Below are 25,264 nucleotides of genomic sequence, written 5' to 3'. Positions count from 1 at the left end.
CCGACACCGGCAACCACCCCACCACCCCCGACGACCCACCCGCCACACCCCCACCCGACGCCGCCGCCAACACCTCCGGCGCCCGCGGCGCCGACACCCCCACCGGCGACTGCACCCCCGAACCACTCACCACCACACCAGCAACAACCAAAGCCGACACCGTTATCGGAGCAGATACACGCATTCGGCCACACCCAATCCCTCGACGTCGTCCGCGTCTCGGACGGATACATCCGTACGGGACAACGGAGTCCTTCTGCCGGGCCGAATCCTCGACCCCGGCCCACTCCTATAAGAGAGCGAACCTGCGATAACATATGGTACACAATACCGAGTAAATCGCGGGTGAGATCGTGAAATTCGCAGTAACTTAATGCCTGCGCGGCCACCCTCGATCCAGAGTACCGGTCCGCGCGGCCACACGCCCGTGCCCGTTTCGACGGGTGTCGCCACAGGCAACGGCGCGCGAACCCGGTTGTCGCCCAGAGCAGGTCGGCCGGTATGTCAGCTATCCCTCCGCGAAATAGACCGGCTCCGATGACGCCGCGACCACGCCACCCCTCTCGCCGAGATGCCGTCGAGACCGTCCCGCGGACGCTGACTCCGGCCCGAACACCCACATGCCCGCCCGGGAAAACACTGTGGTCGAACGCTTCCCGCCCGGATCATCGCGGGACCACAGCGCGCCCGATCGTGGCGTCAGTTGGTCGCTCCCCATGGGCAGGGTGGATCACACCGTTGCTGTTGTCCGGCGGTAGAAGTCGATCTGGTCGGCCACCACACGACTCCGGAGGCTGGGGTCGGTGTAGAAGCTGAAGTGGGTACCGGGGTAGACGCGCAGTTCGCCTCGCGGCGCACGGTCGGCCAACTCTCGGGTGATGTTCAGCGGCGTCTCCTGGTCCTCGGCGGCGACGCAGACCAACAAGGGACAGGCCAGGCCGGCCGCCGCTTCGGCGGGGCGATAGCGCATCATCCCCAGCAGTCCCCTGGGCGCGATGCTGTTGCGCCACAAGGTCTCCCGCCCACCGGTGAGAGTCCGAATATGCTGGTCGGCCTCGGGAGTCGCGGTCACGGCGAGTTCTCCCGGCCGTCCCACCATGGGGATGTAGTAGGGCCGCAGACCCAGCTTCCCCCGTAGGGCATCCCAGACGATCGCGCCCAGCAGGCTCAGCGTGTCAGCGGTCGACCGCCCCTCGACCTTCTTCGGAAATCCGTTGAAGGGAATCTGCGCTACCACTGCCGCGATCCGGGAATCGCTGGCGGCCACGGTGATCGCGTGCGCGCCACCCAGCGAGTTGCCCCAGAGCAGCACCCTGCCGGGGTCGACGCGCTCGTGGGCTCGGGCGCAGGCCACGGCGGCGCGGATATCGGCGAGTTGGCCACCGATGTCGGGCAGCTGGCGTGGCTCGCCGTCGCTCTCACCGAAGCCTCGATAGTCGAAGACCAGCGCAGCGAAGCCCTCGGCAGCGAAGCGCTCGGCGTAGTCGAAGAGGCGGTCCATCGTCCCGCTGAAGCCGTGGCAGAGCACCACGCACGGCGCTGGTCCGGTATCGGCGGGCAAGTAGAGGTAGCCGGCGCACCGGACGCCTGCGGCGGTGAACGACACCTTGGTTCGCATACAGATCATCCCAACGGCAATAGACTGACTGTCGGTAAGTACTCTAACGAAGAAACTGACCGCAGGTAAGTGAACTCATGACATCCGAGCGGATACTGGAGGCGGCGCGCGTCCTCTTCGCCGCCCGCGGCTACCGCGCCACCTCCATGCAGGCCATCGCGGACGAGGTGGGTATCACGAAGGCCGCCCTCTACTACCACTTCGATTCCAAGGACGAGATCCTTCACCAGCTCACGGTGCCGCTGCTGGACGAATTGGAGGCGGTACTGGCCCAGGCCGAGTCGTGCGACAGTGCCGAGGAGGTGCGCTGGCGGGCGATCGAGGGCTATGTCGACGTGCACCTGCGTCACCGCCACACGCTCACCATGCTGGTGAAGGACATGACGCTGCTGGTGCAGGCGCCGGTCGCCGACCGCTTCCGCGCCGCGATCGCCCTGGCCAACGAGCTGGTGGCCGGTCCGGGCGGCGGACTCGAGCAGCGGGTGCGAGCCTCGCAGGTGGTAGCCGGGCTGGCCGACCCGGTAGTGCTGTTCCGCGGCGAACCGGCCGACCGTCTGCGAAGCCTGATCCTGGACGGCGCCGGGGCGCTGCTGGGCAGACCGGCCGAACCCCGGACGCGCGGGCGCGCCCGGGGACGCAACGGCGGACGACGCGCCCTACTCGGCGAAGAGCAGATCCTGCAAGCAGGCGCCCTGTACGCCGAAGGGCACAGCGCTGAGGAGATAGCCGCCCGTTTCAAAGTCTCCAGGGCCACCATCTATCGCTATCTCAAAATCTAAAGATTATGAGATTGATTCTGAGACTGCAATGGCCGGAGCGTTCCCCCAGCACCGTGCCGGGCAGCCGGTGCCCAAGATGTCAGTCGATGTCTCCCCATGACTTTCAGCCCTCGTCGACAGAGCGAATCGAGCTCGGTCGGCCACTCGATGGAGCGCGCAACGATTCAGCCGGCCCGATCACGAACGCCGGGCGCGCCGTGGCTTGCGCGCGGCCTCCTCAATCACTTCGGACTGGCGATCGGCGGGCACGAGAGCGCGGATGTCCTCCCGTGACCTGATCATCAGTTTCTGCAAGATCGCGGCCATTTGCGCGTCGACGGTCTTGAAGGAGCTGCCGCGCCTGGCGGCGATGGCGGTGTTCGTCCAGCCCGCCGCCGCCAGGACCGCCACTTCCTGTTCGGCAGTCGACAGTTCCGACCAGTGCGACGGCCTGCTGCGCCGCACCGGATGCTCGACGGGCAGCCGGTCCATCGACAAGTTTCCCAGCGCCAGCTGCGCCACCTCGCCGAGCTCGGGCCGCAGTAGCGCACCCTCTCGTTCCGCGTCGGCGAAGGCAGTCTCACCCAGGACCGCTCGGGCAGTTTCGGCGGCGATCTCGGTCTCGGTGGCGAACGGGCCCAGGTTAGCGATGTCCACGCCGAGCTCCTCGCGCAGCGTGGCGTTTCCGCCTGCCAGGCGCGCGATTTCGCGCGCCCATGCCGTCACGGCGTCGGAGCGCTGGTCGCCCGCGGTGGCGATCAGGCGCGCCAGCGTCCACGCGCGGATATGGGTGGCCCACATCGCACCCCACCGATCGCGCATCGCCAGCTGATTCGACAGTGTCGTCCGCCCCACGGCGAGCGCTTCGTTCGGGTCGCCGTGCTTGGTCAACGCGATCACCCACGCCAACCCCGCCCATGACGCCGCCCACCGTGCCCCGGACCGCTCCGCGTGATCCAGGTGGGTGCGGCAGAGCTCCAGTGCCTGCTCGGGCGTGCCCAAGAACGCGGCGGCCAGCGCCTCGAACAGCTCACTCATCGCGACGCCGCCGCGTTCTCCGTCCGCGGCGAATCGCGCCCGGGACCGGGCCAGGACGCCGATCGCGCGAACATCGCGCCCGACCACCATCAGTTCGGCGCCACGGGCGAACTCCACCGCAGCGGGTAGATCGAAATCTTGCTCTGGCTGCTCCCGCCATCGTGAGCGGGTGGCGGCGTCGGCCACGCAGAGTGCGACGCATTCGTCGAGCATGCGCTCGGCGTCGTGGTGCATCCCTTGGCACAGACTGATCCAGGCGATCAGCGACATCGCCGTGACTTGTAGTGCCACCGGCTGCGGATCCAGGTCCCGGCTGGCGGCCAGCGTGCGCTCGGCCCACCGGCGTGGTTCACGCAGTGAGCCGGTGAAGAACGGGCTACGCAGGGCGATCAGCCCGGCGGCGATCTCCAGCCCGACCGCCGCCTCTCCCGGGGTGGCGAGGCTGCCTTCCATGGCGCACAGCAAGTTGTCCCAGGCCGCCCGCGCCCAGTCCAACAGCTGTTGCTCGGCCGGGCCGAACCATCCGGCCGCGGCCGCGGCGACCTTGTCGCGGTAGTAGCGGCGGTGCCTGCGCGCCAGCCGGTCGGCTTCCGCGCCGCGTTCGGCCAAACGCTGCTGCGCGAACACCCGGAAACTTTCCAGCAGCGAGTAGCGCACCGTGGTCGCGGTCAGGTGGACCGAGACCAGAGACTGATCCGCCAGCCGCTCGAGCAGGCCCTCGATTTCGGCACGGGCCAATCCGTCGTGGCCGCGGGGCTCGTCGTCGGCGCATACCGCTTCGATCGCTTCCAGCTCGGCGCCCACGTCCAACCCTGGCGCACCGGCCTCCTCGTGGTCGATGTCGTAGCCGGCCGCGAACACCGACAGGCGGTCGAACAACAGCCGCTCTTTGTCCCGGCACAGGTCATAGGACCAGGCGATGACGTCGCGAATGCCCTGGTGCCGTGCGTCCGCGCCGACACGCGGGCCGTGCGACCAGTGCAGCCGCCGGTCGCCCGCAGTGCCGCTGAGATCGCGCAGGATCATCGGCAGCGGCTGCCGCGACAGCCGCGCGGCGGCAAGCCGAATGTAGAGCGGATGGTTGTGCACGTGCCGGCAGATCGCCACGGCCAGCTCGCTCTCGTCCTCGGCGACGGTGTGCCCGGTCAGGTCCGCGCGGGCGCGGAACAGGGTCAGCGCCTGCTCCCGCGACAGCGCGGGCACCGGAACCAACTGCTCGTCGACCCACCCGATCGCCTCGCGGCTGGTGGCCAGCACGGTCAAGCCGGGCACCGCGTCGAGCAGGTCGGCGATCACCCGGCCCGCACCGTCCAGGACGTGTTCGCAGTTGTCCATGACCAGGATCGTCTGCAGGGTGCGACCGACCGCGTCGCGGCGGCGCAGCGTGTCCAGCACCGCTTCCCACGCCGACCTGCCGGAGAAGTCGGCATCGATCACCGAGCGGGCGACCTGTTCCTCGACCGCGGCCGCGTCGGCGTCCCCGGACAGCAGAGCCAAGCGCACCCAGTGCACCGGCACGCGCCGGGCCTTCTGGAACCGGTGGACGGCTTCGGTGGCCAGCCGGGTCTTGCCGATGCCGCCCGCACCGATCAGGGTGACCAGGCGGGTTCCGCCGAGCAGGGCCATCCCGATCTTCTCCAGCTCACGTTCGCGGCCCACGAAGTCGCTGGCGGCCGCGGGCGGCAGCCCGGGGCCCGAAGCACGTCCTACTGACACAACTGGGCAGCGTAGTCGTGTTGCGGCCGCGATTCGCGGGTCTCTACCGATGTGCCCTATCCACCTATGCGCGGACCATTTGGCTATCGCGGCAGTCGATCGCACAACCGGAAGGACACGACGGTGGGACAGATACTCGTGATCGGGGCGGGCGAATGCGGGTTACCCCTCGCCCATCGACTGCTGCGCGGCGGCCGGCCCGTCACGCTGGTGACCGATCGGGACGCGGACGCCGTCCTCGGGGGCTCGGTGACCAGCACCCAGGTCAAGTTCCCGGCGACGCTGGACTTGGAGTCGGATTTGGGCCTGGGCTTCTGGCGCTCCAGCGCGCCGAACATCGAGGGCATCCGGTTCACCATGGCCGTCGACCGGGCGGCGTTGGTCACCTGGACCGGACGATTCGCGCGCCCCGCGCAGAGCGTGGATCAGCGAACGGTGTTCGCACGCTGGCTCGGCGAGTACTTGGCCGCGGGCGGTGACCTGCGGATCGCCGAGCCGTCGGTGGCCGAACTCGACCGCCACGCCAGCGGCTACGACCTGACCGTGGTCACCCGCGCCAGAGGCGAGCTCGCCGGCTGCTTCGAGCCCGATCCGGCGTGGCCGGCGCATGCCGCGCCGTTACGGCGGCTCGCGGTGCTGTACCTGGACGGTGTCGAGCCGGATCCCGATCGCCTCGGCTGCTACACCGCGCTGCCCGAGCACGGTGAAGTGATCTCCTATCCCGGCCTGACCGGACCGCCGGGGCGGGAACGCCGCTGCGAGATGTTGCTTTTCGAGGCGCGGCCTGGCGGGGCGCTGGATGTGTTCGACCAGCGCGGCACGCCCGCGCAACGCTGGGCGCAGGCCAGGCAGCTGCTCGACGCGCACCTGCCCGCGCAGATCGCCCAGCGCTACCGCAGGGCCGAACCGACCGATGCCGGGGCGACGCTGGTGGGCGCGGTGACGCCCGCTATGCGCCGTCCGGTGGGCACTCTGCCGTCGGGTCGGCCGGTGCTGGGCGGAGGCGACGTCGTGTGCCGAATGGATCCGGGCGGCGCCCAGGGCGCCAACAACGCCGTGCACTGCGCGATCCGCTATGGCGAGGCGATTTTGCACGACCCGAACGGTCCCTACAACCGGGCGTGGATGGACTGGGCCGCGGCGCCGTGGCTCACCGCCGTCGCACACCCCGCCGCACGGTGGACGGCGACGGTGCTCGACCCGCCCCCGGCGATGCAGCAGATGATGCTCGCCGCGCAGCACGACACGACGCTGGGAGATGCCTTCGCCGACACCTTCGCACGCCCGGCGAACCTTGCCCGGTTGGCGGGCGTGCCGTCCTGAACGATCCGCGGCGGCTCAGGGTTGCCAGGGCGGCGTGGCGGGGAAGACGACCGGAAGTGCGGTCAGGGCTCGGTGAAATGGCCCGGGCCGCCAGGTCAATTCGTGCACCGGCACGGCGGGCCGCAGTTCCGGCAGTGCGTCCAATAACTGGTCGACCGCGTCCTGGCAGATCAGATACGCCGGGCTGCGCGCGGGACAGGCGTGTGGTCCGGCGCCCCACGCCAGATGCGACCGGTTGCCGCTGTGGCCGCGCCCACTGACTTCCGGATCGTTGTTGCAGGCGGCGAAGCTGATGACGACGGGTTGGTGGGCGGGCAGCCAGACGTCGTCGATCAGGATCGGCTGCCGTGGATAGGTGACCGAGAAGTTCGCCATCGGCGGGTCGGTGAACAGAACCTCGTCCAGAGCGTCGCGGGTGGACAGGCTGCCGCCGAGAACGTTGCCGCCGAATCGGTCGTCGGTGAGGATCAGCACCAGCGTGTTGATGATCAAGTTCTGTAGCGGTTCGATGCCCGCCCCGTAGAGCACGACGAGCTGGTGGATCAGCTCCATATCGTCCAAGTCCGCCGGATGCTGCAGCAGCCGGGTGGTGATGTCGTCACCCGGCTCGGCGCGCTTGAGTTCGAGCAGCCGCAGCAGCGCGGTGCTGAGCATGCGGTTGCCTTCCTCCGCGTCCACCCCGTCGAACACGGCGGCGGTGGCGGCGGCGACCTCCTGGCCGATCTCCGGGGGGCAGCCGAGCATGGCGTTGACCATTTCGAAGGCCAGCGGCAATGCGTACTGGGAGACCAGGTCTGCGCTGCCGACCTCGCAGAAGGCGTTGATGAGCGGGACCGCGATCCGCTCCACCGTTTCGTGCAGGACGTGCAGGTTGACGGCGTCGATGCTCGCGGTGTTGGCCTGGCGGTAGCGCTCGTGTGCTTCGCCCGTGCTGCGCAAGGCGTTCGGACGCCACTGCAGCACCGGTAGCACCGGGCAGTCCGCGGGGACACTCGCCTCCCAGGTGCGCGGGTCCGCGGGAAAGTGCTGGGGATCGTGCAGGATTCGCACGGCGGTGTGATACCGCAGCACCAGAGTCGCGGGCACGCCCGGCGCCAGCTCGACCGGCGCCATAGAACCGTAGCGGGCGCGCATGTCCCGGTAGGCGCGATGCGGATCGGCGGCGAACTCCGGGGAATGCAGTGCTACCCGGTCGATGTCGTTGTCGATGGGCGACCCGCGGTGGGTACCGGGGCTGCGCGTGGTCTGGTCATCTCGGGGCATGGTCAATGTGCGACTCCCACAGTAGAAGCGTCTTCGGCGAGTGCGATCGGGCGAGCTCGACGCGGAGCGCCGGAACGTCGTTGTCTTTCGGTCCTTGCGGTGCACCCGTGCGACGCGTCGTCCCGACCGCGGAGCGGATCGACACACACGATGGTCGCTTAGGTAGTTACCGGGCATCGGTAGCAGCAGGTCACCTGCGCCGATGCGACGTTTTTCACCGCATGCCAACCGGATTCGACGCTTCTCGCCGACCGATCCGCGCCGTCGCCCGTGCCAGGAGCACCGGCTGCCGGCAACCCGGGCGGGCACGTGCCCGCGAATCGCGTTGTGGTGCCGCGCGTTCGCTGCGGGCGGCGCGCCCGCGACCGGGTCCGGTGGGCGGACGATCGGCCACCGGGGTGCTCGCATGCGCGGGAGCACAAGCACTTCCACGTGCGGGGCGCTGGTGTATAACTTCCATCGGCCCGGTCGACTCCACCGACAAGCGATAGCGAGACACGATGCACGGTTACCTGAACCAGGTGTCCCAAGGCACGACGCCCTCCGGCTATCCCACGCGCGAGCCCGAGATTCGCGCGGTCGAGCCGCCCCGCAGTACGGATCTCGTCCTCACCGCACTGCTGTGGCTCCTGCCCGCGACGCTGGCCGCGATGTCGGCGGTCCTCGCGCCGTGGTTTCTGATGGCGGGCGGCGTCTGCGACTCCAAGCCGGAGTGCCGCGTGGACACCAGTGCGGGTCTGTGGATCATGGTCGGTGGCGGGATCGTGGGATTCGCCGTGGGCGCGCTGCTGTCGGGCATGGCAGCCAGGCAAGGTCGGGCATTGTTCCCGGGCGCGCTGATCGGCGCGGTGCTGGTCGTGCTCGCGTGGTTCGCCGCCTCCTTCCTCATGGGCTGAGATCCGAGACAACCGCGACGGCGGTAACCCGCCACCGCCTGGGGCGTCCCGCTCTGGGTCGCGGGAACTGGTGCGGGTGTACTATTCGCCGGAATCACAGCACCGCGGGAGCTCGGGCACGGCCGGGCTGAGAGGGCGAACGGAAACGCTTCGCCGACCGCATGAACCTGTCCGGGTAATGCCGGCGTAGGGAGAGCGTTTCCGTCATGTCGTCGCCGACTCGCGCGAGCGCGGGGCACGAAGCCCCGCTGACCCTCGGCCAGCCCGCACCGAAGGTGCTCTCGTTCTGGGACCAGAGTGCGTTCTGGGCCAACCTCGGTGTCAGCCTCTTCGCGTTCTCCGGCGCGTACACGGTACTCGCGCCGAATTCCGAGGGATCCGCGCGGATCTCGATCGCGGCGGGCATCCTGGCGACCGTCCTGGGCACCGTTGTGGGCGGCCTGATGCTCGGCGCCGCGGCGCTGACGGGCGCGCGCACGGGACAACCCGCGATGGTCCTGCTGCGCGGGCTGTTCGGCGCGAAACTCAGTTACCTGCCCACGCTGCTCAATATCGCTCAGTTGATCGGCTGGGGAACCTTCGAGCTGATCGTCATCGGCGATGCGGCCGAAGAACTGTTCGGCGGAGGTCCGCACTGGCTCTACGTGGTCGCCGCGGGCGTGCTCACGACACTGCTCACCATCTGGCCGCTCGGGTCGGTCCGGTTGCTGCGCCGGTTCGTGACGGCCGGCGTCGTGGTCGCCCTGATCTGGTTCTACATCCAGTTCTTCCGCGCCGGTCTGCCCGATCTGCGAGCGAACCCGGGACCGAGCGGCGGCGGCCCGTTCGGCGTCGATTGGAACCTCTTCTGGATCGCCACCGACGCCGCGCTGGCCGTCTCCATCTCGTGGGTGCCGGTCGCCGCCGACTACACCCGTCATGCCCGCACCGGCCGCGCCGCCTTCGGCGCCGCAGGCGGCGCGTACGCGCTCACCCAGATCGTCGCCTATGTCCTCGGCCTGTTCGCGCTGGCGCTGGCGACCGGCGAGGGCGGGCCGTATGCGTCGTTCTTACACGTGAGCCTCGGTGCGCTGTTCTTCTTCGTCTTCGTCTTGCGGGAGGCGGATCAATCCTTCGCCAACGTCTACTCCACGGCGGTGTCGGTCCAGAATCTCGCGCCGCGCGTCGACCGCCGGGTGCTGTCGATCGGCGTCGGCGCGCTGATCACCGTCTTGGCGCTGCGGTTGGACATGGCGAACTACTTCGGGTTCCTCGGGCTGATCGGCTCGGTGTTCGTGCCGCTGCTCGGAGTGCTTGTCGCGGACTTCTTCCTGCGCGCCGAGCGTGTGTGGAACACCGCGCCGGACGCGCCGGCCCGGTGGGGAATGGTGGTCGCGTGGCTGACCGGATTCGCGGTGTATCAACTGGTCAATCCGGGCGACGCGGGTGTGTGGACCGATTTCTGGGATGCGCTGCGCCGGGCTCTGCACTTCACCGGGCAGGCGTGGATGAGCGCATCGCTGCTGTCGTTCTTGGCGGCCCTCGCGGTGGCGTGGCTGGTCGGCCGGGTCACGGCGAGTAGCGCGTCGGCGTAGCGGATTTGCCACCATGGAGAGATGAGCCAGATCCGGATCGGCACGTCGGGATGGGTGTACCCGCCTTGGCGCGGAACCTTCTATCCCGAGGGACTGACGCACAAGCGCGAATTAACCTATCTCGCGGAGCGTCTCGACAGCGTCGAGATCAACGGCTCGTTCTATTCGCTGCAGCGCCCGTCGAGCTACCAGCGCTGGGCAGAGCAGACCCCGGGCGATTTCGTGTTCGCGGTGAAGGGCAGCCGGTTCATTACCCACATGAAGCGCCTGCGCGACGGTGACGAGCTGCTGGCCAACTTCCTCGCGTCCGGCCCGCTGGCGCTCGGCCCCAAGTTGGGGCCGATTCTCTGGCAGCTGCCTCCGACCTTCCGCTTCGACGCCGATGTTCTGGACGCTTTCCTGTCCCGGCTCCCCCGCAGCACCGAGCAGGCCGCCGAGATCGCGCGCCGCCACGATCACCGTGTCGACCCCGCGTACACGAGCACCGACGCCGACCGGCCGATGCGGCATGCTCTGGAGATACGGCACGACAGCTTCGTGACCCCGGCGTTCACCGAACTGCTCACCCGCCACGGCGTGGCGCTCGTCGTCGCCGACGCCGCGGGCAAGTATCCGCTGCTCGAAGAGGTCACCGCCGATTTCGTCTACATCCGATTACACGGACACGACGAGCTCTACGTCAGCGGTTACACCGACGAGGGCTTGGACATGTGGGCGGAGAAGATCCGCTCGTGGGCCGAATCCGGCGACGTGTACACCTATTTCGACAACGACGCGAAGGTGATGGCGCCGCGCGATGCCATCGCGTTGCGGGAACGGCTCGAGCCGGTCGTGTCACCGCGACCGGCGGGGTGAGGACAGGGAGGTGGCGCCGGTGCGGCAGGTCGCGGTTTGCGGGCCGAGAGAGTGCACTGAGCAGGAAGCGCAGTGGGCGTGCACGGTCGGCGACCTCTTGGCGCAGGCGGGAGTGACCGTGCTGTGCGGCGGTGGGTCCGGGGTGATGGCCGCGGTCGCCGACGGGGCGTCGCGTGCCGGCGGGCTGGTGATCGGGGTGCGACCGGACACCGATCGCGACGCGGTCTGCCCCGGTTTGTCGGCGGTGTTGTTCACCCGTATGGGTGAGGCCCGCAACGCGATTCTGGTCGAATCGGCCGATGCCGTGATCGTCATCGGCGGCTCGTGGGGCACGCTGTCGGAGGTCGCGCTCGCGCGGCGGCGCGGAGGGATTCCGGTGGTCTCCCTGGGAGGTTGGGAGGTTCGCGACTCGAATGGTCGTCCGATGTCGGCGACGGCGCCTGCCACCGACCCGGCCGAGGCGGTGCGTCGGGCGCTCGACGGAATCGGTGCGGCCCGGAATGATTCAGCCTGATCGCCGCGCCCCTCGAAGCCTCCCACCCTCGAGCCGGTCAGGCCGACTGGCGCAACGGGTGCAGGGCGGCCAGCGCCCGCAAGGCGTCGGCGCGCGAGATGGGCTGGTCGTTCTCCAAGGCGGTCAATTCCAGCTCGATCCAGTCGCGGATGAGGGCGGACATGGTCACATTCCGCTGCTGGGCGGCCTTCTTCACCCGTTGATGCAGCTCGAGCGGGATGCGCAGCGACGTGGTGACGGTGACCGTGTCCTCGGCGCGCAGCGGCGGGGGCAACTGGGCCGGGTCCACGGGCGCGTCGGTGTATTCGAGACCGGACAGGAAGTCCTGGACGTCCTTCGGGTTCGTCGGATAGTCAGTCATCGGCGTGCTCCCAACGCTCGAGTTCGGCCACCTGAGCCTCGGTCATCTCGACCGCGCCCAGGATGTCCCACTGCCAGCCCTCGGTGCGGCGGACAGCGACGATGAGTGGCCGGCCTGCCTCGGTCCGGCCCCACACCGTGAGGACCGCGAGCTCGTTCCGGCCACGCGCCTGCCGAGGCCATCGGCGGGCGCCCATGAGCACCTGCAGCACTTCGCGCGGGTCGATTCCCACCAGCGACAACAGTGCCCACTCGGGCCAGTTATAACCCACGATCAGCGATAATACAAGTATATTGCATGCGGGCTCATCGCGCTCTCGCCCGGGACAGATTCCAGCTCTGCCAGGTGTCCCCGTCGAGATCGGCCCGCAGCCGGGTGCGCATCTGCGTGCGCAGCGGCTCGGGGAGCCGGTCGGTCGCGGGCAGGGCATCCGGCGAAAGCGTGACCAAGTACTGAGTGTCCAGCGATTTGCCCCGCTCCCAGCGATCGATGTTCTCTTCGGCGATCCATCGCTCCGGGTCGAGGACGGCCAGTGCCAACAGGGTGGCCATCGCGGTGCCCAGCACGGCACGCGGCAACCAGGACCGGCGCAACCGCACGACCGCGAGCAGGACCAGCACATAGACCAGGCCCAGCCACAGTTCGCAGGCTTCCACCAGCAGGCGCAGCACCGTGAAGCCGTAGGCTTGCTGATAGGTCCACATCCGGCCGAGCGCTGAGGCGACGATGACCAGCGCGAGCACGCTCACCGCCGTGAGCAGCCCACGCAGCCACCACCGGTCGGCGGCCGTGTCCTGGGCGGCCCAGCGCAGCACGACCATCAGCACCGCCAGGGTCAGCACGGTGACGGCCGACAGCTGCCAGAACCCGGTACGCGCGTACTCGGCGTAGGTCAGACCCGAGGTGTCCTGGACATAGTCGTCGCCGCCGAAGAGCACGACGAACTGGGTCGCGACGAACGCCGCGAACAGGATCGCGACCGCACCGACCGGCAGCACCCATTCCGCTCGGCGCAAGGTCCGCCCACCCGCTGCCGCTGTGGCGGGCGGCGGCGGCGCGGCCAGCACGAACATCGCGCCGAGCGCGCCGAGTGCGACCACCGCGAACAGGACGATCCACCGCAGCACCGACGGCGCGTCGAGGTCCGGCGTCACGGTCTCGAGCAGCGCGGCGAACATCGCGTCGGCGCTGCCGAGTAGCGGAACGAACACCGCGAGCAGCGCGACGGTCACCGCCACCGACAGCCCCAGCCGCCCCCCGCGTGACGCGATGCCGCCGCGCACCCGGGCAGTGCCCTCGTACGCCCACGGCACGGCGTCCAGCGCCTCGAGCCCGACGGCGAGGGCGTCGTAGAGGAAGCCGTTCGCCGAGCGGCGGCCCACCACCGCCAGCGAACCGGCGACACATGCCGCGACGACGCACAGCGCGAACAACCAACCCGCGGCGCGCACTGCGCCCACCGCGAACAGCGCGAGCGCGAGCGCCGCCCACCACAGCCGACCGGCATAGCGGGTTCGATGGGCGAAAGACATCGAGGATGCGGACTTTTCGGGCGTCGTTTCGGCTTCAGCCGCGGTAACGATCGGCACGCCTCTGCGCGCGTTGCGGTCGACGATCCAGACCGCCGCCGCGGAGATGGCGGCGGCGAGGACCCATCCGATACCGGGCCGGTCCCACTGGATGAGTATCGCGGCGGCCAGCCCGGAGGTGGCGGCGGCGAGCGCCACGCCGGGAGGGCGGGCCACGCGACGCCACTTGGGCGGTCGTGATTCAAAGGTCGGCACCACCACCGGCGACATCGGAGCCGAGGTGTCGCCGGACCGCGCCGGGGACGCGGCGGTCCCCTCCGCCTCCTTCCCTCGACCTGGTGGCGCCGGTGTATCCACCGCCGGAGCCGGAGGGGCGGCGGGCGCCTCGCCGGCATCCGTCGCCCCCTCGGCGGAGGCGCCTGTCGAAACAGGGGGCACTTCGTCCCCCGAGGGTGTCGCGGGGGATTCGGGTTCTGTGGACATGCTTCGGTCCTTCGATAGGCGTGCGCGATCACCCCGGGTCCGTCCTGGGACCCGGGTCGTATGGTGTGGCAGGTCAGCGTCCGGGCAGAACCACCCGGATGCGGGAGCCGGGATCGGCGACGGCGATGGTGCCGCCGTGCAGGTCGATCACCCAGCGGGAGATGGCGAGGCCGAGTCCGGTGCCGCCACCGGCGGTGCGGCCACCTCGGGTGAACCGGTCGAACACCCGGGCGCGTTCGGCGGGCGGGATGCCGGGACCGTCGTCCTCCACGTCGATCACGACCTCACCCGGCGACGCGCGCACGGCTAGACGGACTTCCCCGCCCGCGGGCCCGTGCCGAGCGGCGTTGTCGAGCAGATTGAGCAGCACCTGGTGCAGACGCGCACGGTCGGCGTACACACGGTCGGCGCCGGAGGCCACGTCGGCGCGGAAGCGCACACCGCGCCCGAGCGCGGCCGTCATGACCTCCGCTTCGGCGACGACGTCGGCCAACAGCGGTGCGATGGGCACGTCCTCGCGATCGAGCGGGAAGGCGCCGGCTTCGATACTGGAGAGGTCGAGCAGTTCGGAGACGAGCAGGGCCAGCCGTTCGGTCTGGGCGAGTGCGGTGCGCAAGGTCGCCGGGTCGGGTTGGGAGACACCGTCGACCAGGTTCTCCAATACCGCGTTCAAAGCCGTGATGGGAGTGCGTAATTCGTGCGAGACATTCGCGATGAGGTCGCGGCGCTGCTGGTCGGCCGCGGCCAGGTCGGCAGCCATCTGGTTGAACGCCTCGGCCAGTTGGCCGACTTCGTCGCGGGAACTGGCCCGCACCCGCAGGGTGTAGTCGCCTTGGGCCATCCGCTTCGCCGCCGCGGTCATCTCCCGCAGCGGCCTTGTGATGCCGTGCGCGAGGAACTGCGAGGTCACCAGCGCGATCACCACCGCGGCGAGCGTAGTGCGCGGCGGCAGCCACCCGATCTTGAACCGGAAGAAGCCGAACGCGACACCACCGGAGCAGAGCATGAGAATCGCGAGTTTCAGCTTGATCGATTTCACCGGGTCCAGCGGCCGCGGTAAGCGTTCGGCCGCCTGGTCGCTCACCCGGCGCGCCCACCGCCACCACCTGGGAGATCCGGTGGCACCGGTTATTTCCGAGTTCGGCTGTTCCGGCGCGCGAGCGGGCTGGGCACTCATCGGGCCTCCAACGCGTATCCGACGCCACGCACGGTGCGGATCAGATCGGAGCCGAGCTTTCGGCGCAACGCCTTGATGTGGCTGTCGACCGCGCGGGTGCCCGCCGCGTCCGACCAGTCCCAGACGTCTTCGAGCAGCCGCTCGCGCGCGAGCACCATGCGCGGGCGACGGGCCAGCCGGGCGAGCAGATCGAATTCCAACGGCGTGAGCCGTGCCTCCACGTCCGCCCGCCAGACCCGGCGCTGGTCGACATCGATGCGGAGATCGCCGACCAGTATCGTCACGCCGTCGCGGTCGGCCGCCCGGTCCATCCGGCGCAACAGCGCGTGCACCCGGGCGGCGAGCACGCGCAGCGAGAACGGCTTGGTCAGATAGTCGTCCGCGCCGACGCCCAAGCCGACGAGCTGGTCGGTTTCGTCGGCACGCGCGGTCAGCATGAGGACGGGGACCGGGCGGCGCGCCTGGATGCGGCGGCACACTTCCAGTCCGTCGAACCCGGGCAGCATGACGTCGAGCACCACCAGATCGGGCTCCGCGGCCTCGGCGGCGGTGACCGCCGACGGGCCGTCGTGCGCCACATCGACCGTGAATCCCTCCGCCCGCAGGCGCGCCGCGACGGACTCCGCGATGGTCATCTCGTCGTCCACCACCAGGATCCGCCGTGCGCCCTGCGCCGGTGCGCTGTGTTCCATGCACCGAACCCTAACCACCGGCTGTGGAGAGATCCGGCGTCGATTGTGGAGATTTCGTGTGCATCAACCGACGCGCGGGGCCGCGTTCACGGCCGGGGCCACGGTCACCTGTCGCCGAAAGTGGCCATCCCGGTCCGCAAGACCACCGTGCCGCTTCCGGACGCCGTCGACCTCGAGCCCGCCGCGGCGCGCGCCTGAGCGCCTCGCCCCAGGATCAGGCGAAAAGACTTGCGACGAACGGGATGCTGTCGGTCAACGACGCGGCCATGGTCGCGCTGTGGTCCTTCCCCGGATACACGTGCAGCTCGGGCCGGACGCCGTGCGATGCAAGATCGGCGACCAGCTTCGCGGTCAGCGGGGTGGGCACGTCGGTGTCGTTCGTGCCCTGACCGATGAACAACGGGCGGTCGTATCCCGCGAGCGGGACGTCCATGACCGGACGGGCGGTGGCGACGAAATCGCCGTCGGCCAGTGGGCGGGCGAACAATCGGCCGACCGGGACTCCTCGCGCCCGATCGGCCAACGGCTGGAAGCACAGCGACTCCGCGGCGGTCGCCAACTGCTTGCCGACCGGGCTGAGATAGCTGTCCAGGTCGAAGTCCGGTCGTGCTGCCTTCAGCCCGTTCATCACGTACGCGAGATAGGCGGTGAGATGCGCGTTGTCGATCCCCGGCGTATCGGGCCCGAGGAAAGAGGCGGCCTCGACGATATTGGAGGCGGGGCCGGTGGCGACGGCGCCGCGATAGTCGAGGTCGGGGGCGTACCCGGTGGCGAGGGACGCGGTGAAGACCGCCGCGCCACCACCTTGGGACTGGCCGATGGCGATCCACTTCGACGACAGCGAATCATCGACCGCGCGCGCCGCGCGCACCATGTCGATCGCCGCGTGCGCCTCGGCACGTCCATCCAGGTACGCGTGCGGTCCGGGGGTGCCCAGACCGATGTAGTCGGTCGCGACGACGGCGTACCCCTGTCGTATCCAAGTCGTCAGGTAGTCCAGATCTCGTTTGCTGCGGCCCGCGGTCGAAGGCGCGCACTCGTCGGCGAGGCCGACCGTCCCATGTTCCCAGGACAGCACCGGCCAGCCACCGCTCGGCGGCGTCCCCGCGGGCACGAAGACGGCGCCGCTGGACAGCGCAGGCCGGTCGTCGGAGGTCCGGGTCCAGTACGTCACACGGCGGGCCCTTCCGGTGCCCTCGATCCAAAGCTGTTCGGGCAGTGCCTGATCGGTGGCGATCGCGCCCGGCGCTGTATCCGGCGCTACCGGGTCGGCCGCCGCGGGAACCATCGCAGGCCCCGCGAAGAGAAGTACCGCCACGGCCAGGGTGATTGCTGCACGTCGCACCGACATGGGCGCCGCCTCTCGAATTCTGCTCGGTGTCTCGACGAGACACTGTAGCCGGGTTCTGCAATAAAGTGTCACTTTGAGACATCAATGTCGGCGAACACCGCGAAGGGGATGGCGGGCATGACGGGCGTGAACGGTCCGCGCGAACGCGAGAAGGCGCGGGTGCGGCGGGAATTGGTCGATGCGGCCCTGCGGCTGTTCGAGTCGCACGGGTTCGAGCAGACCACCGTGCAGCAGATCGCCGACGCGGCGCGGGTCTCCCGGCGTACCTTCCACCGTCATTTTCCGTCGAAACTCGCGGTGGTGTTCAGCCACGAGGAAGACCTGATGGCGCAGCTGCTCGCCGCGGTCGACCGGCGCCCGGCGGGTGAATCGGTGTTGACCGCGCTGCGCGGGGCGCTGGGCGACTTTCTACTCGACGAGCAGGACGCGCCGTCGCGCAACCGTCAGGCCGACACGGCGCGCCGGGCCAGGCAACTTCTGGTCGGGAACCCGGAACTGCGCCGGGAAAACTTCATCGGGGCGCTGGGACGCCAGCGCGCGATGGCGGAGAACTTCGCCGCCCGCGCCGGGCTGCGCGCCGACGATCTGCGGCCGCAACTCACCGCCGCGGCGTGTTTCGCGGCCTTCGGCGTCGGTCTGGACCATTGGATGCTGGGCGAGGACCATTCGACAGCGGCCTTGCATCGCATCCTCGATCGCGCGGTAGCGTCGCTCCAGCACGGCATCGACATCGCCGGCGCGGACTGAGCGACGGGGTCGGCCCCGCACCGCAACCGGTTTCACCCGGTTCGCATACCATCGCGAAGGTGATCACGGTGGCCACTTGGAACGTCCTGCATCGCGTCCACGCCGAGAACTGGTACGAGGACGTCGCGACCCGATGGCCGGACGAGGGCGCGCGGATCGCCGCGGTGACCGCGCGAGTAGCCGAACGCACCGAACGGATCATCGCGTTGCAGGAAGTCAGCGGCGATCAACTGGCCAGTCTGCGATTGGCTCTGCCCGACCGGACGTTTCACGCGATGCGGTACCAACGGCTACCGACACCTCGGCGCGTACCCAGTTCCCTGCTCGACGGCGGGGAGTACCTCGTCGTGCTCACCGCCGAGCCGAGCAGGGAACTCGCGGCCGAATCCTTCGCCCAGGATCACGGCAAAGGCGCCCTCGTCGTCGACGCGGGCGGACTGACGGTGATCGCCACCCACGTGACCGGTGACCACCGGCGCACGGACCAACTCGCACGCTTGGCCGCACTCGCCACCGACGTACCGGAGGACGCCACGGTACTGCTGGGCGACTTCAACACCGACCGCGCCTCCGTCGCGGCCGGGCTGGGCGACGACTTCGTGGTCGCCGAGTGCGCCGACGGCGCGCTCCCGACCCGCCCGCGCTCCTCGGGCGCGAAGTCCCAGCACATCGATCATGTGGTCGTGCACGGCGCGACCGTCACGCCCGCCCAGGTCGACGACGTCGGCGGAGTGTCCGACCACAACATCGTGCACGCCACCGTCCTGGTCTGAGCGGCCGCCGCATCGACCGCTTCCGGCGATAGCGGCGCACGCCGAAGGCGGTTCGCTGCCGTTTCCCCAAGCCGGAGAACGGAGTCGAGGGCGGGCCGGAAGATCGACACAACAGCCGACTGCGACACGATCCGATGCTGACGACGGCTACGACAGGCGGTAGTATGATTCGGTGCGGAATCCGGCGGTAGTGGCGGCGCGGCGGCGCGGCGCGTTCGTCGGATCCGCGGCCGGGACGGTGAGCATCGCCGCGCACGCATTCGGCGGCGGTGCGATATCGCCCGGCGCCGCACCGATCGCCATGCTGATGGCAGCATGCGCGGCGGTCGGCGTGCTGGTCGCCGCGCGACCCCACCGGCACGGGCTCGGCGAGATCATGGCCACGCTGGCCGTCGGGCAGGCCGCCGTCCACGTTTCGTTCTCTCTGTCGTCCGCGCACCACCACGGCGCAGGCACGACCTCGGTCATGCTCGGCACGCATCTCGCGGCCGTTCCGCTCGGCGCGCTGCTCATACACGCCGCCGAAAAGGCTGCCCTGCGTGCGGCCTCCGACGCGCATCGCACGGTGCGCATCCTCGCCGACGGCCCCAGCGCGCCGGTCCGGGTCAGCTCGCTCGCGTTCGGTCGTGTTCTCCCCCAGCCACGACGCCTGCTGCTCAGCTCGGGCTCCGGCCTGCGTGGCCCGCCCTGCCGCTGACTCTCCACCGCGCCGGCGAGTATCGGTTCGGTCGCCGTCCTCCAGCGCTTGCCCGGTCGGCCGACCGTTGCCTGTGATCAGTTGGGATCGCGGCTCTCGGACGCTCCGCGGCGACGGATGCCACCGCGATTCCCGCGCGGCACAAAGCCGATCAACGGCGACCGCGAGACCCGGTGCGCTCTCGGGCGTTCCGCGAGTCAGCGCGTTCGGGTCCGCCCGGCAGTGCCGCAGCCCCTGCGGAATTCCGCGCGCATACGTCGATTTCGGATGATCCGGCCTGGTCGCGCCGAACGTCATGTTCGGCGCTGGTCCCCAAAGCGACGGACCTACCAAGTCCGTCCCCGTTCGATGTGCTGCCGCCGAACCGCTCGACGCCGTCGGTGCGCCGCACCACACCAAACGAGTTTCGGAGTTCTCATGCCTATCAACACCTTCACCGCGCCGCGCACCGCTCGTCTGTTGCGCGGTGTGCTGGCCGCCGCTGCGGTGCCCCTCCTCCTGACCGCCTGCTCGACGGCCGAGGAGACACCCACCCCCGCATCGGCCGATGCCGTGACCATTTCCGATCAGTGGGTCAAGGCCGCCGACAGCGGAATGTCGGCCGCGTTCGCCGACCTGACCAACACCGGCGACACGCCACGCACCATCGTCTCGGCCACCAGTCCCGCCTCCGAGCGCATCGAGCTACACGAAGTGGTCACCGACGTGAACGGGACGAAAGCGATGCGACCCAAGAGCGGCGGCTTCGTCATTCCCGCGCACGGGCGCACACAGCTGCGGCCGGGCGGTGACCACATTATGTTCATGGGCCTGCGCGGACCACTCCGCACGGGGTCGGAGACGTCGGTCACCCTGACCTTCGACGACGGCTCCACCACGACGTTCACCGCCCAGGTACGCGACTTCTCCGGCAACCAGGAGAATTACGTGCCCGACCACGCGAGCGGCGAGCCCCATACCGGCGCGCAGACCCCCTCGCACGGTGGCTGATCGGACCGGACCGCGACCCGCACAGATCACCCGGCGGCGCCTGCTCGGCGGTGGCGCCGCCGCGGCGGGCGCCGCGGGCATCGGGTTCGGCGCGGCCGCCCGCAGCGGACGGCGGGAACCCGCCCCGTCGGCAGGGGACGCGACTGTGCCGTTCTACGGGCCGCACCAAGCCGGGGTCGACACCAGCCCGCAGGCGCACGCGGCGTTCGTCGCCTTCGATCTGAAACCGGTTGTCCGGCGCGAGGAGCTAGTCGGGCTGCTGAGGATCTGGACCGGCGACGCCGCCCGGCTCACCCAGGGCAGGCCCGCCCTCGCGGACACCGAACCCGAGCTCGCGCTGCGTCCCGCACGGCTCACCGTCACCGTCGGCTTCGGGCCCGCGGTGTTCCCGGCGGCCGGTCTCGAGCAGCGCAGGCCGTCCTGGCTGCGGCCGCTGCCGCCGTTCGCGATCGACCGGCTCGAACCCGCCTGGAGCGGAGGCGATCTGCTCTTACAGATCTGCGCCGACGAGGCGACCACGGTGTCGCATGCGGTGCGCGTGCTGTGCCGGAGTGTGTCCTCACTGGTCACCGTGCGCTGGGTGCAACACGGATTTCGCAATGCCGCACCGGGCGAGACGCCGCGCAACCTGATGGGCCAGGTCGACGGCACGGTGAACCTCACGCCCGGCACGCCGGAGTTCACCCGTCTGGTGTGGGACGACGGCGCAACCCAGCCTTGGCTGAGCGGCGGCACGTCGTGCGTGCTGCGGCGGATCGCGATGACACTGGACACCTGGGACGAAATAGACCGGGAAGAAAGAGAACTCACCGTCGGCCGCACCGTTGCCAACGGTGCGCCGCTGACCGGAACCGAGGAGTTCGACGAACCGGACTTCACGGCCGTGGACGCGAGCGGCATACCGGTCATTCCGCCGTCATCGCACATCGCTCGCGCTCATCACACGCACGACGGCGAGCGCTTCCTGCGACGTGGCTACAACTACGACGACGCGCCCACGCCGGGCCGGATCTCCAACTCGGGTCTGCTGTTCGCCGCCTATCAGCGCGACGTGGACACGCAGTTCCTTCCGGTGCAGCGCAGGCTGGCGGAATTCGACGCGCTCAATGTCTGGACGACGCCGATCGGTTCCGCGGTCTTCGTGATCCCACCCGGAGTCCCGTCATCGGGCGGTTACCTCGGGCAGTCGCTGTTGGAGGGCTGACATGTGTCCGGCGCCGCCAGGCACGAACCCGGCGGCGCCGAGCACATCAGTGCCACAGACGGCGACGAACATGCCGGCGACAGCCAGTACACCTGCGGGGTATGGGGCCGGCCAGTGCGCCGGTCCGCCGTCCGAGGGCCCGATCTCGGCGGAAGCGGCCACCAAGTCGTAGTCGGTGACCATCCCAGCGTCGACGACGGATGCCGAGAAATGGCAGACCCGGCGGGACCCGCGCCAGTCGCCGGACAGCCGCAACGGGACCGAACCGGAACGGCCGACCCGACTCACCAGAGGACGGCGATGCCTGCGGCCAGGAACGAGAGCACACCGACAGCGATGAACAGTGGCCGCGGCACGGGCGCACCCGTGCGCCGCTGACGAGCACTGCCCATGCCGAGAACGCCGCCGAGCACAATCAGGATCACCAGTTTGAACCCGAGCTTCGGGTAGTTCAGCTCGACGCCTTCCGGCCAGGGTGCAGCCAAAACCAACCCGGTGAGCAGCGATAGCAACAATCCATAGTCCATCACCCGCGTAGTGCGGAACCGGCGAGCGACAGCTTCGGTCACCCACGCACCGAAGGTGACCGCGAACCCGACGATGTGGAGAAGTATTACGATGTTGCGTAGTAGTTCCATGTGAGCAGCTTATCCATCCGCCACATCTGCTCTGACCTACCGGAGTTCGGGGTCGCCCCGCCTATGACGGATCGACGCAACCCGGCATACCAGCCGCCCCAATCCGTCTCGCAGAGGTAATCCCGCGCGCGGTGCACCGTCTGCTGCACAGAACCGGACGGATCGGGCCGATCCCGCGTCTTCCAGCGTTGGCCGCGATGGTCGAGAAACCGGGCGACGGTGCTTCCCACCGTGGATTCGGAACGGCCACGGCACCGCCGCCTCGGCTGTGCATCAGGGGGCCTGGGTGACGGGACTTCCTCACCGTGGCCGAAAGCCTGGCCGTGGGGCGCCCGCGCAATGGAAAGGAAGGTACATACCCCTTTCCACTTTCAACATATAGCGCACCAGGGGGCTTGCGGCAAGACCCCGGTCGTGCCGCAGAATTGCCCGCCGAGGCCGGTACCTGCCCAGGCGGCACGAGCCGCAGCGACTGGGCGGCGATGGCCGCGACGCTGCCGCTCGACGCGATCAGCCAGGAGGGGCCCGCCGGTGTCGGTGTGAACCACGCGCCATCGTCGAGCCAGGAAAGTGAGGGCATGTGTCAACTCCAGGGTATGAAGAGGAATTGCGGTCCGAGCGGAGCTACGTCGCCGGGCTCTACACACGGCTCGACGCCGAGCGCGAGCGGGTGAAGGGAAGCTACCGCGCGGCGTTGCGGGGAAACGGCGGGACACTCGTGGACCGCGACGTCGAGGTGCGGGCACTGGCCGAAGAGGCGCGGCGGCTGGACGTGGCGGACAACGGGCTGTGTTTCGGTCGCCTGGACGCCTTGTCGGGCGAACGCTCCTACATCGGCCGGATCGGCCTTTTCGACGAGGAGAACGAGTACGAACCGCTGTTGCTGGATTGGCGGGCGCCTGCGGCGCGCGCGTTCTATGTGGCCACCGCCGCGTCGCCCGAGAACATGCGTCGGCGCCGCCAGTTCCACACTCGCGGGCGGCAGGTGGTCGATTTCACCGACGACGTGCTCGGTCGCCCCGATGGCGCCGAGCGCGGCGACGCGGCGCTGCTCGCCGCGGTCGACGCGCCGCGCGGTGAAGGAATGCGCGACATCGTGGCGACCATCCAGTCCGAGCAGGACCGGATCATCCGGCTCGGCCATCCAGGGGTGCTGGTGATCGAGGGTGGCCCGGGAACCGGGAAGACCGTGGTGGCACTGCACCGCGTCGCCTACCTCCTCTACACCCGGCGGGAGCGGATGCAACGCCACGGTGTGCTCGTGGTGGGGCCCAACCCGGCGTTCCTGAATCACATCGGGCGGGTGCTGCCGTCGCTCGGCGAGTCCGACGTGGTGTTCATGACCACCGGCGACTTCGTGCCCGGCCTGCGCGTCACCGCCGAGGACACTCCGGAAGCGGCTCGGATCAAGGGCTCGCTGAAGATTCTGGACGTACTCGCGGCGGCGGTCGCCGATCGGCAGCGGCTGCCGGAGTATCCGCTGCCGATCGAACTGGCCGACGTCACGGTGCGGATCGACGCCGAGACCGCGGAATGGGCCAGGGAGGAGGCGCGAGCGAGCGGGTTGCCGCACAACGAGGCCCGCGCGGTCTTCGGTGAGATCGTCACCTATGTCCTCACCGAACGCGCGATAGCCCGGATCGGCCGGGGCTGGCTGACCCGGGCCGACCGCGACGCATGGGAAGAACTGCGAGCTGACCTGCTCCAGGAACTCGCCGAGAATGACGCCTTCACCGCGGCGCTCGACGAACTGTGGCCGATCTTGACGCCGGAAATACTGCTGGCACAGCTCTATACGTCCCCCGAGCGGTTGCGTGCGGCAGGCTCCGACCAGGCACTGCTGCGCGCCGACGGCGACGCCTGGACGGTGTCGGACGTGCCGCTGCTCGACGAACTGGTCGATCTCCTCGGCCGCGACAAGCCGGCCGACCAGGCTGCCGAGCGGGAACGCGAGGCAGCGTACGCCGCCGGCGTGCTGGACATCATGGTCAGCCGCGAGGACCTGATGGACGACGAGGACCACTTGCTCGCCCAGGACCTGCTCTACGCCGAGGACCTGGCGGATCGCTTCCTCGAGCGCGATACCCGCGCACTCGCCGAACGCGCCGCCGCCGACCGGGACTGGACGTATCGGCACGTCGTGGTGGACGAGGCCCAAGAACTGTCCGAAATGGATTGGCGGGTGCTGATGCGGCGGTGCCCTAGCCGATCCTTCACGGTGGTAGGCGATCTCGCCCAGCGCCGGTCGGCAGCCGGAGCGACATCGTGGGACACGATGCTGGATCCGTACGTGCCGGGCCGCTGGGTCTATCGGTCGCTGTCGGTGAACTACCGCACTCCGGCGGAGATCATGACCGTCGCCGCCGCGCTCCTCGCCGAGTTCGCACCCGGTGTCCGGCCACCGGAGTCGGTCCGCGCCTGCGGCGTTCGGCCGTGGTCCCGGCAGGTTACCGAGGACCAACTACCGGCCGCGATCGAAGAGTTCGTGCGGGAGGAAGCCGGCCGCGAAGGCACCAGCGTCGTGATCGGGCCAGCGGGTGTGCCCGGCGCGGTGGCGGCGTCGGAGACGAAGGGCCTCGAATTCGACGCCGTCCTCGTCGTGGAACCGGAACGGATCCTCGACGAGGGAACGCGCGGCGCGGCCGAGCTCTACGTCGCTCTCACCCGCGCCACCCAACGCCTCGGCGTCCTGCACCAGGGGCCCTTGCCGCAGGCGCTGACCGCACTCGCCGGAACCGGTACCCCGGCGCAGGCCGGGCATCGGCGGTCGGCGTAACGATTCCGCAGGAGCTGCCGCGCCCCGTAGGTCCGGGCGCGGCAGCTTCGAGAGGCGGATCAGCTCGGGAGGTCTTCGACAGACGCGGATTCGTTGCGCGACAGCGTGATGCCGAGGTTGGCCGCGGTGCGATCGAGTTCGTCGTCGTCGCCGTGGTGCCATTGGATCGCGGCGCCGTCGGACGACAGCACCTCCACGTTCAAGCACAGCGACTGCAGTTCCTTGAGCAAGACCTTGAACGACTCCGGAATGCCCGGCTCCGGAATGTTCTCGCCCTTGACGATCGCCTCG

The 25,264-nt window shown here is 69.5% G+C and carries 23 protein-coding genes and 1 riboswitch; of the genes, 12 read left to right on the top strand and 11 right to left on the bottom strand.

Features of this window, described 5'->3' with window-relative positions:
• Positions 1 to 730 precede the first annotated feature (730 nt).
• On the bottom strand, positions 731 to 1,618 hold the full coding sequence (locus GVY39_RS32575; RefSeq protein WP_159930801.1) for an alpha/beta hydrolase: 888 nt from the start codon (positions 1,616 to 1,618) through the stop codon (positions 731 to 733).
• A gap of 77 nt (positions 1,619 to 1,695) precedes the next feature.
• Between GVY39_RS32575 and GVY39_RS32570 the strand changes: the two genes are divergently transcribed.
• Positions 1,696 to 2,397, top strand: coding sequence for a TetR family transcriptional regulator (locus GVY39_RS32570; protein WP_159930802.1), 702 nt, complete (start codon positions 1,696 to 1,698; stop codon positions 2,395 to 2,397).
• Positions 2,398 to 2,574: 177 nt separating this feature from the next.
• Here the strand turns inward: GVY39_RS32570 and GVY39_RS32565 are convergent, their stop codons facing one another.
• Positions 2,575 to 5,130 (bottom strand): AAA family ATPase, encoded by a 2,556-nt coding sequence (locus GVY39_RS32565; protein ID WP_159930803.1) that lies wholly within the window; start codon positions 5,128 to 5,130, stop codon positions 2,575 to 2,577.
• 123 nt (positions 5,131 to 5,253) lie between these two features.
• Here GVY39_RS32565 and GVY39_RS32560 point away from each other — a divergent pair, with 123 nt between their 5' ends.
• On the top strand, positions 5,254 to 6,453 hold the full coding sequence (locus GVY39_RS32560; protein WP_159930804.1) for a styrene monooxygenase/indole monooxygenase family protein: 1,200 nt from the start codon (positions 5,254 to 5,256) through the stop codon (positions 6,451 to 6,453).
• A gap of 15 nt (positions 6,454 to 6,468) precedes the next feature.
• Here GVY39_RS32560 and GVY39_RS32555 read toward each other — a convergent pair whose 3' ends face one another.
• Entirely contained in the window at positions 6,469 to 7,716 is a 1,248-nt protein-coding gene (locus GVY39_RS32555) for a cytochrome P450 (protein WP_159930820.1), read from the bottom strand.
• A gap of 500 nt (positions 7,717 to 8,216) precedes the next feature.
• Here GVY39_RS32555 and GVY39_RS32550 point away from each other — a divergent pair, with 500 nt between their 5' ends.
• The 4 genes from GVY39_RS32550 to GVY39_RS32535 all read left to right on the top strand — a co-directional run bounded on the left by GVY39_RS32550 (position 8,217) and on the right by GVY39_RS32535 (position 11,555).
• A complete protein-coding gene (locus tag GVY39_RS32550) occupies positions 8,217 to 8,612 on the top strand; it encodes a hypothetical protein (protein WP_159930805.1) in 396 nt (131 codons plus the stop codon).
• A 94-nt stretch (positions 8,613 to 8,706) separates the two neighbouring features.
• Positions 8,707 to 8,823, top strand: a riboswitch (TPP riboswitch).
• Positions 8,819 to 10,186: a cytosine permease gene (locus tag GVY39_RS32545; protein WP_159930806.1), complete on the top strand. Its 1,368-nt coding sequence runs from the start codon at positions 8,819 to 8,821 to the stop codon at positions 10,184 to 10,186. (Overlaps the previous riboswitch by 5 nt.)
• Positions 10,187 to 10,207: 21 nt before the next feature.
• Positions 10,208 to 11,041 carry a DUF72 domain-containing protein gene (locus tag GVY39_RS32540; protein WP_159930807.1) on the top strand — a complete coding sequence of 278 codons (834 nt, stop codon included), beginning with the start codon at positions 10,208 to 10,210 and terminating at the stop codon, positions 11,039 to 11,041.
• 19 nt (positions 11,042 to 11,060) lie between these two features.
• Positions 11,061 to 11,555 carry an LOG family protein gene (locus tag GVY39_RS32535; protein ID WP_236565797.1) on the top strand — a complete coding sequence of 165 codons (495 nt, stop codon included), beginning with the start codon at positions 11,061 to 11,063 and terminating at the stop codon, positions 11,553 to 11,555.
• Between the two features lie 37 nt (positions 11,556 to 11,592).
• On the opposite strand, the gene GVY39_RS32530 is transcribed toward GVY39_RS32535, so the two are convergent.
• The 6 genes from GVY39_RS32530 to GVY39_RS32505 all read right to left on the bottom strand — a co-directional run bounded on the left by GVY39_RS32530 (position 11,593) and on the right by GVY39_RS32505 (position 17,148).
• Positions 11,593 to 11,916, bottom strand: a complete 324-nt coding sequence (locus GVY39_RS32530) for a CopG family transcriptional regulator (RefSeq protein ID WP_159930809.1) — start codon at positions 11,914 to 11,916, stop codon at positions 11,593 to 11,595.
• Complete coding sequence (locus GVY39_RS32525) at positions 11,909 to 12,187, bottom strand: hypothetical protein (protein WP_159930810.1); 279 nt, start codon at positions 12,185 to 12,187, stop codon at positions 11,909 to 11,911. Before GVY39_RS32525 ends, GVY39_RS32530 begins: the two co-directional genes overlap by 8 nt.
• Before the next feature lie 34 nt (positions 12,188 to 12,221).
• The gene (locus GVY39_RS32520; RefSeq protein WP_240679490.1) at positions 12,222 to 13,928 is read right to left on the bottom strand and encodes a DUF4153 domain-containing protein; all 1,707 of its coding nucleotides are present in this window, start codon (positions 13,926 to 13,928) and stop codon (positions 12,222 to 12,224) included.
• 73 nt (positions 13,929 to 14,001) lie between these two features.
• Positions 14,002 to 15,105, bottom strand: a complete 1,104-nt coding sequence (locus tag GVY39_RS32515) for a HAMP domain-containing sensor histidine kinase (RefSeq protein ID WP_159930811.1) — start codon at positions 15,103 to 15,105, stop codon at positions 14,002 to 14,004.
• The gene (locus GVY39_RS32510) at positions 15,102 to 15,797 is read right to left on the bottom strand and encodes a response regulator transcription factor (protein ID WP_159930812.1); all 696 of its coding nucleotides are present in this window, start codon (positions 15,795 to 15,797) and stop codon (positions 15,102 to 15,104) included. Before GVY39_RS32510 ends, GVY39_RS32515 begins: the two co-directional genes overlap by 4 nt.
• A 214-nt stretch (positions 15,798 to 16,011) precedes the next feature.
• The gene (locus tag GVY39_RS32505; RefSeq protein WP_159930813.1) at positions 16,012 to 17,148 is read right to left on the bottom strand and encodes a lipase family protein; all 1,137 of its coding nucleotides are present in this window, start codon (positions 17,146 to 17,148) and stop codon (positions 16,012 to 16,014) included.
• A gap of 84 nt (positions 17,149 to 17,232) precedes the next feature.
• On the opposite strand from GVY39_RS32505, the gene GVY39_RS32500 reads away from it, so the two are divergent.
• From GVY39_RS32500 to GVY39_RS32480, 5 genes are all read left to right on the top strand, one after another.
• On the top strand, positions 17,233 to 17,895 hold the full coding sequence (locus GVY39_RS32500) for a TetR/AcrR family transcriptional regulator (RefSeq protein WP_159930814.1): 663 nt from the start codon (positions 17,233 to 17,235) through the stop codon (positions 17,893 to 17,895).
• 68 nt (positions 17,896 to 17,963) lie between these two features.
• A complete protein-coding gene (locus GVY39_RS32495; RefSeq protein ID WP_236565799.1) occupies positions 17,964 to 18,668 on the top strand; it encodes an endonuclease/exonuclease/phosphatase family protein in 705 nt (234 codons plus the stop codon).
• Between the two features lie 172 nt (positions 18,669 to 18,840).
• Positions 18,841 to 19,365 carry a hypothetical protein gene (locus tag GVY39_RS32490; RefSeq protein ID WP_159930816.1) on the top strand — a complete coding sequence of 175 codons (525 nt, stop codon included), beginning with the start codon at positions 18,841 to 18,843 and terminating at the stop codon, positions 19,363 to 19,365.
• Positions 19,366 to 19,782: 417 nt separating this feature from the next.
• Positions 19,783 to 20,355 carry a copper chaperone PCu(A)C gene (locus tag GVY39_RS32485; protein ID WP_159930817.1) on the top strand — a complete coding sequence of 191 codons (573 nt, stop codon included), beginning with the start codon at positions 19,783 to 19,785 and terminating at the stop codon, positions 20,353 to 20,355.
• Positions 20,348 to 21,559: a Dyp-type peroxidase gene (locus GVY39_RS32480; RefSeq protein WP_159930818.1), complete on the top strand. Its 1,212-nt coding sequence runs from the start codon at positions 20,348 to 20,350 to the stop codon at positions 21,557 to 21,559. Before GVY39_RS32485 ends, GVY39_RS32480 begins: the two co-directional genes overlap by 8 nt.
• Before the next feature lie 284 nt (positions 21,560 to 21,843).
• Here GVY39_RS32480 and GVY39_RS32475 read toward each other — a convergent pair whose 3' ends face one another.
• Positions 21,844 to 22,197 (bottom strand): Fe-S protein, encoded by a 354-nt coding sequence (locus GVY39_RS32475; RefSeq protein WP_159930819.1) that lies wholly within the window; start codon positions 22,195 to 22,197, stop codon positions 21,844 to 21,846.
• Between the two features lie 580 nt (positions 22,198 to 22,777).
• Between GVY39_RS32475 and helR the strand changes: the two genes are divergently transcribed.
• Positions 22,778 to 24,973, top strand: a complete 2,196-nt coding sequence (gene helR, locus GVY39_RS32470) for an RNA polymerase recycling motor ATPase HelR (protein ID WP_201295430.1) — start codon at positions 22,778 to 22,780, stop codon at positions 24,971 to 24,973.
• 59 nt (positions 24,974 to 25,032) lie between these two features.
• On the opposite strand, the gene GVY39_RS32465 is transcribed toward helR, so the two are convergent.
• A partial coding sequence (locus GVY39_RS32465) for a hypothetical protein (RefSeq protein WP_159989390.1) occupies positions 25,033 to 25,264 on the bottom strand: 232 nt, incomplete at its 5' end.

The sequence above is a fragment of the Nocardia sp. CY15 genome (assembly GCF_009829295.1).
In the GTDB taxonomy this organism is placed as follows: domain Bacteria; phylum Actinomycetota; class Actinomycetes; order Mycobacteriales; family Mycobacteriaceae; genus Nocardia; species Nocardia sputi.
The sequence above is the reverse complement of the archived record's forward strand: the minus strand, read 5'-3'. Positions and strand labels throughout refer to the sequence as shown.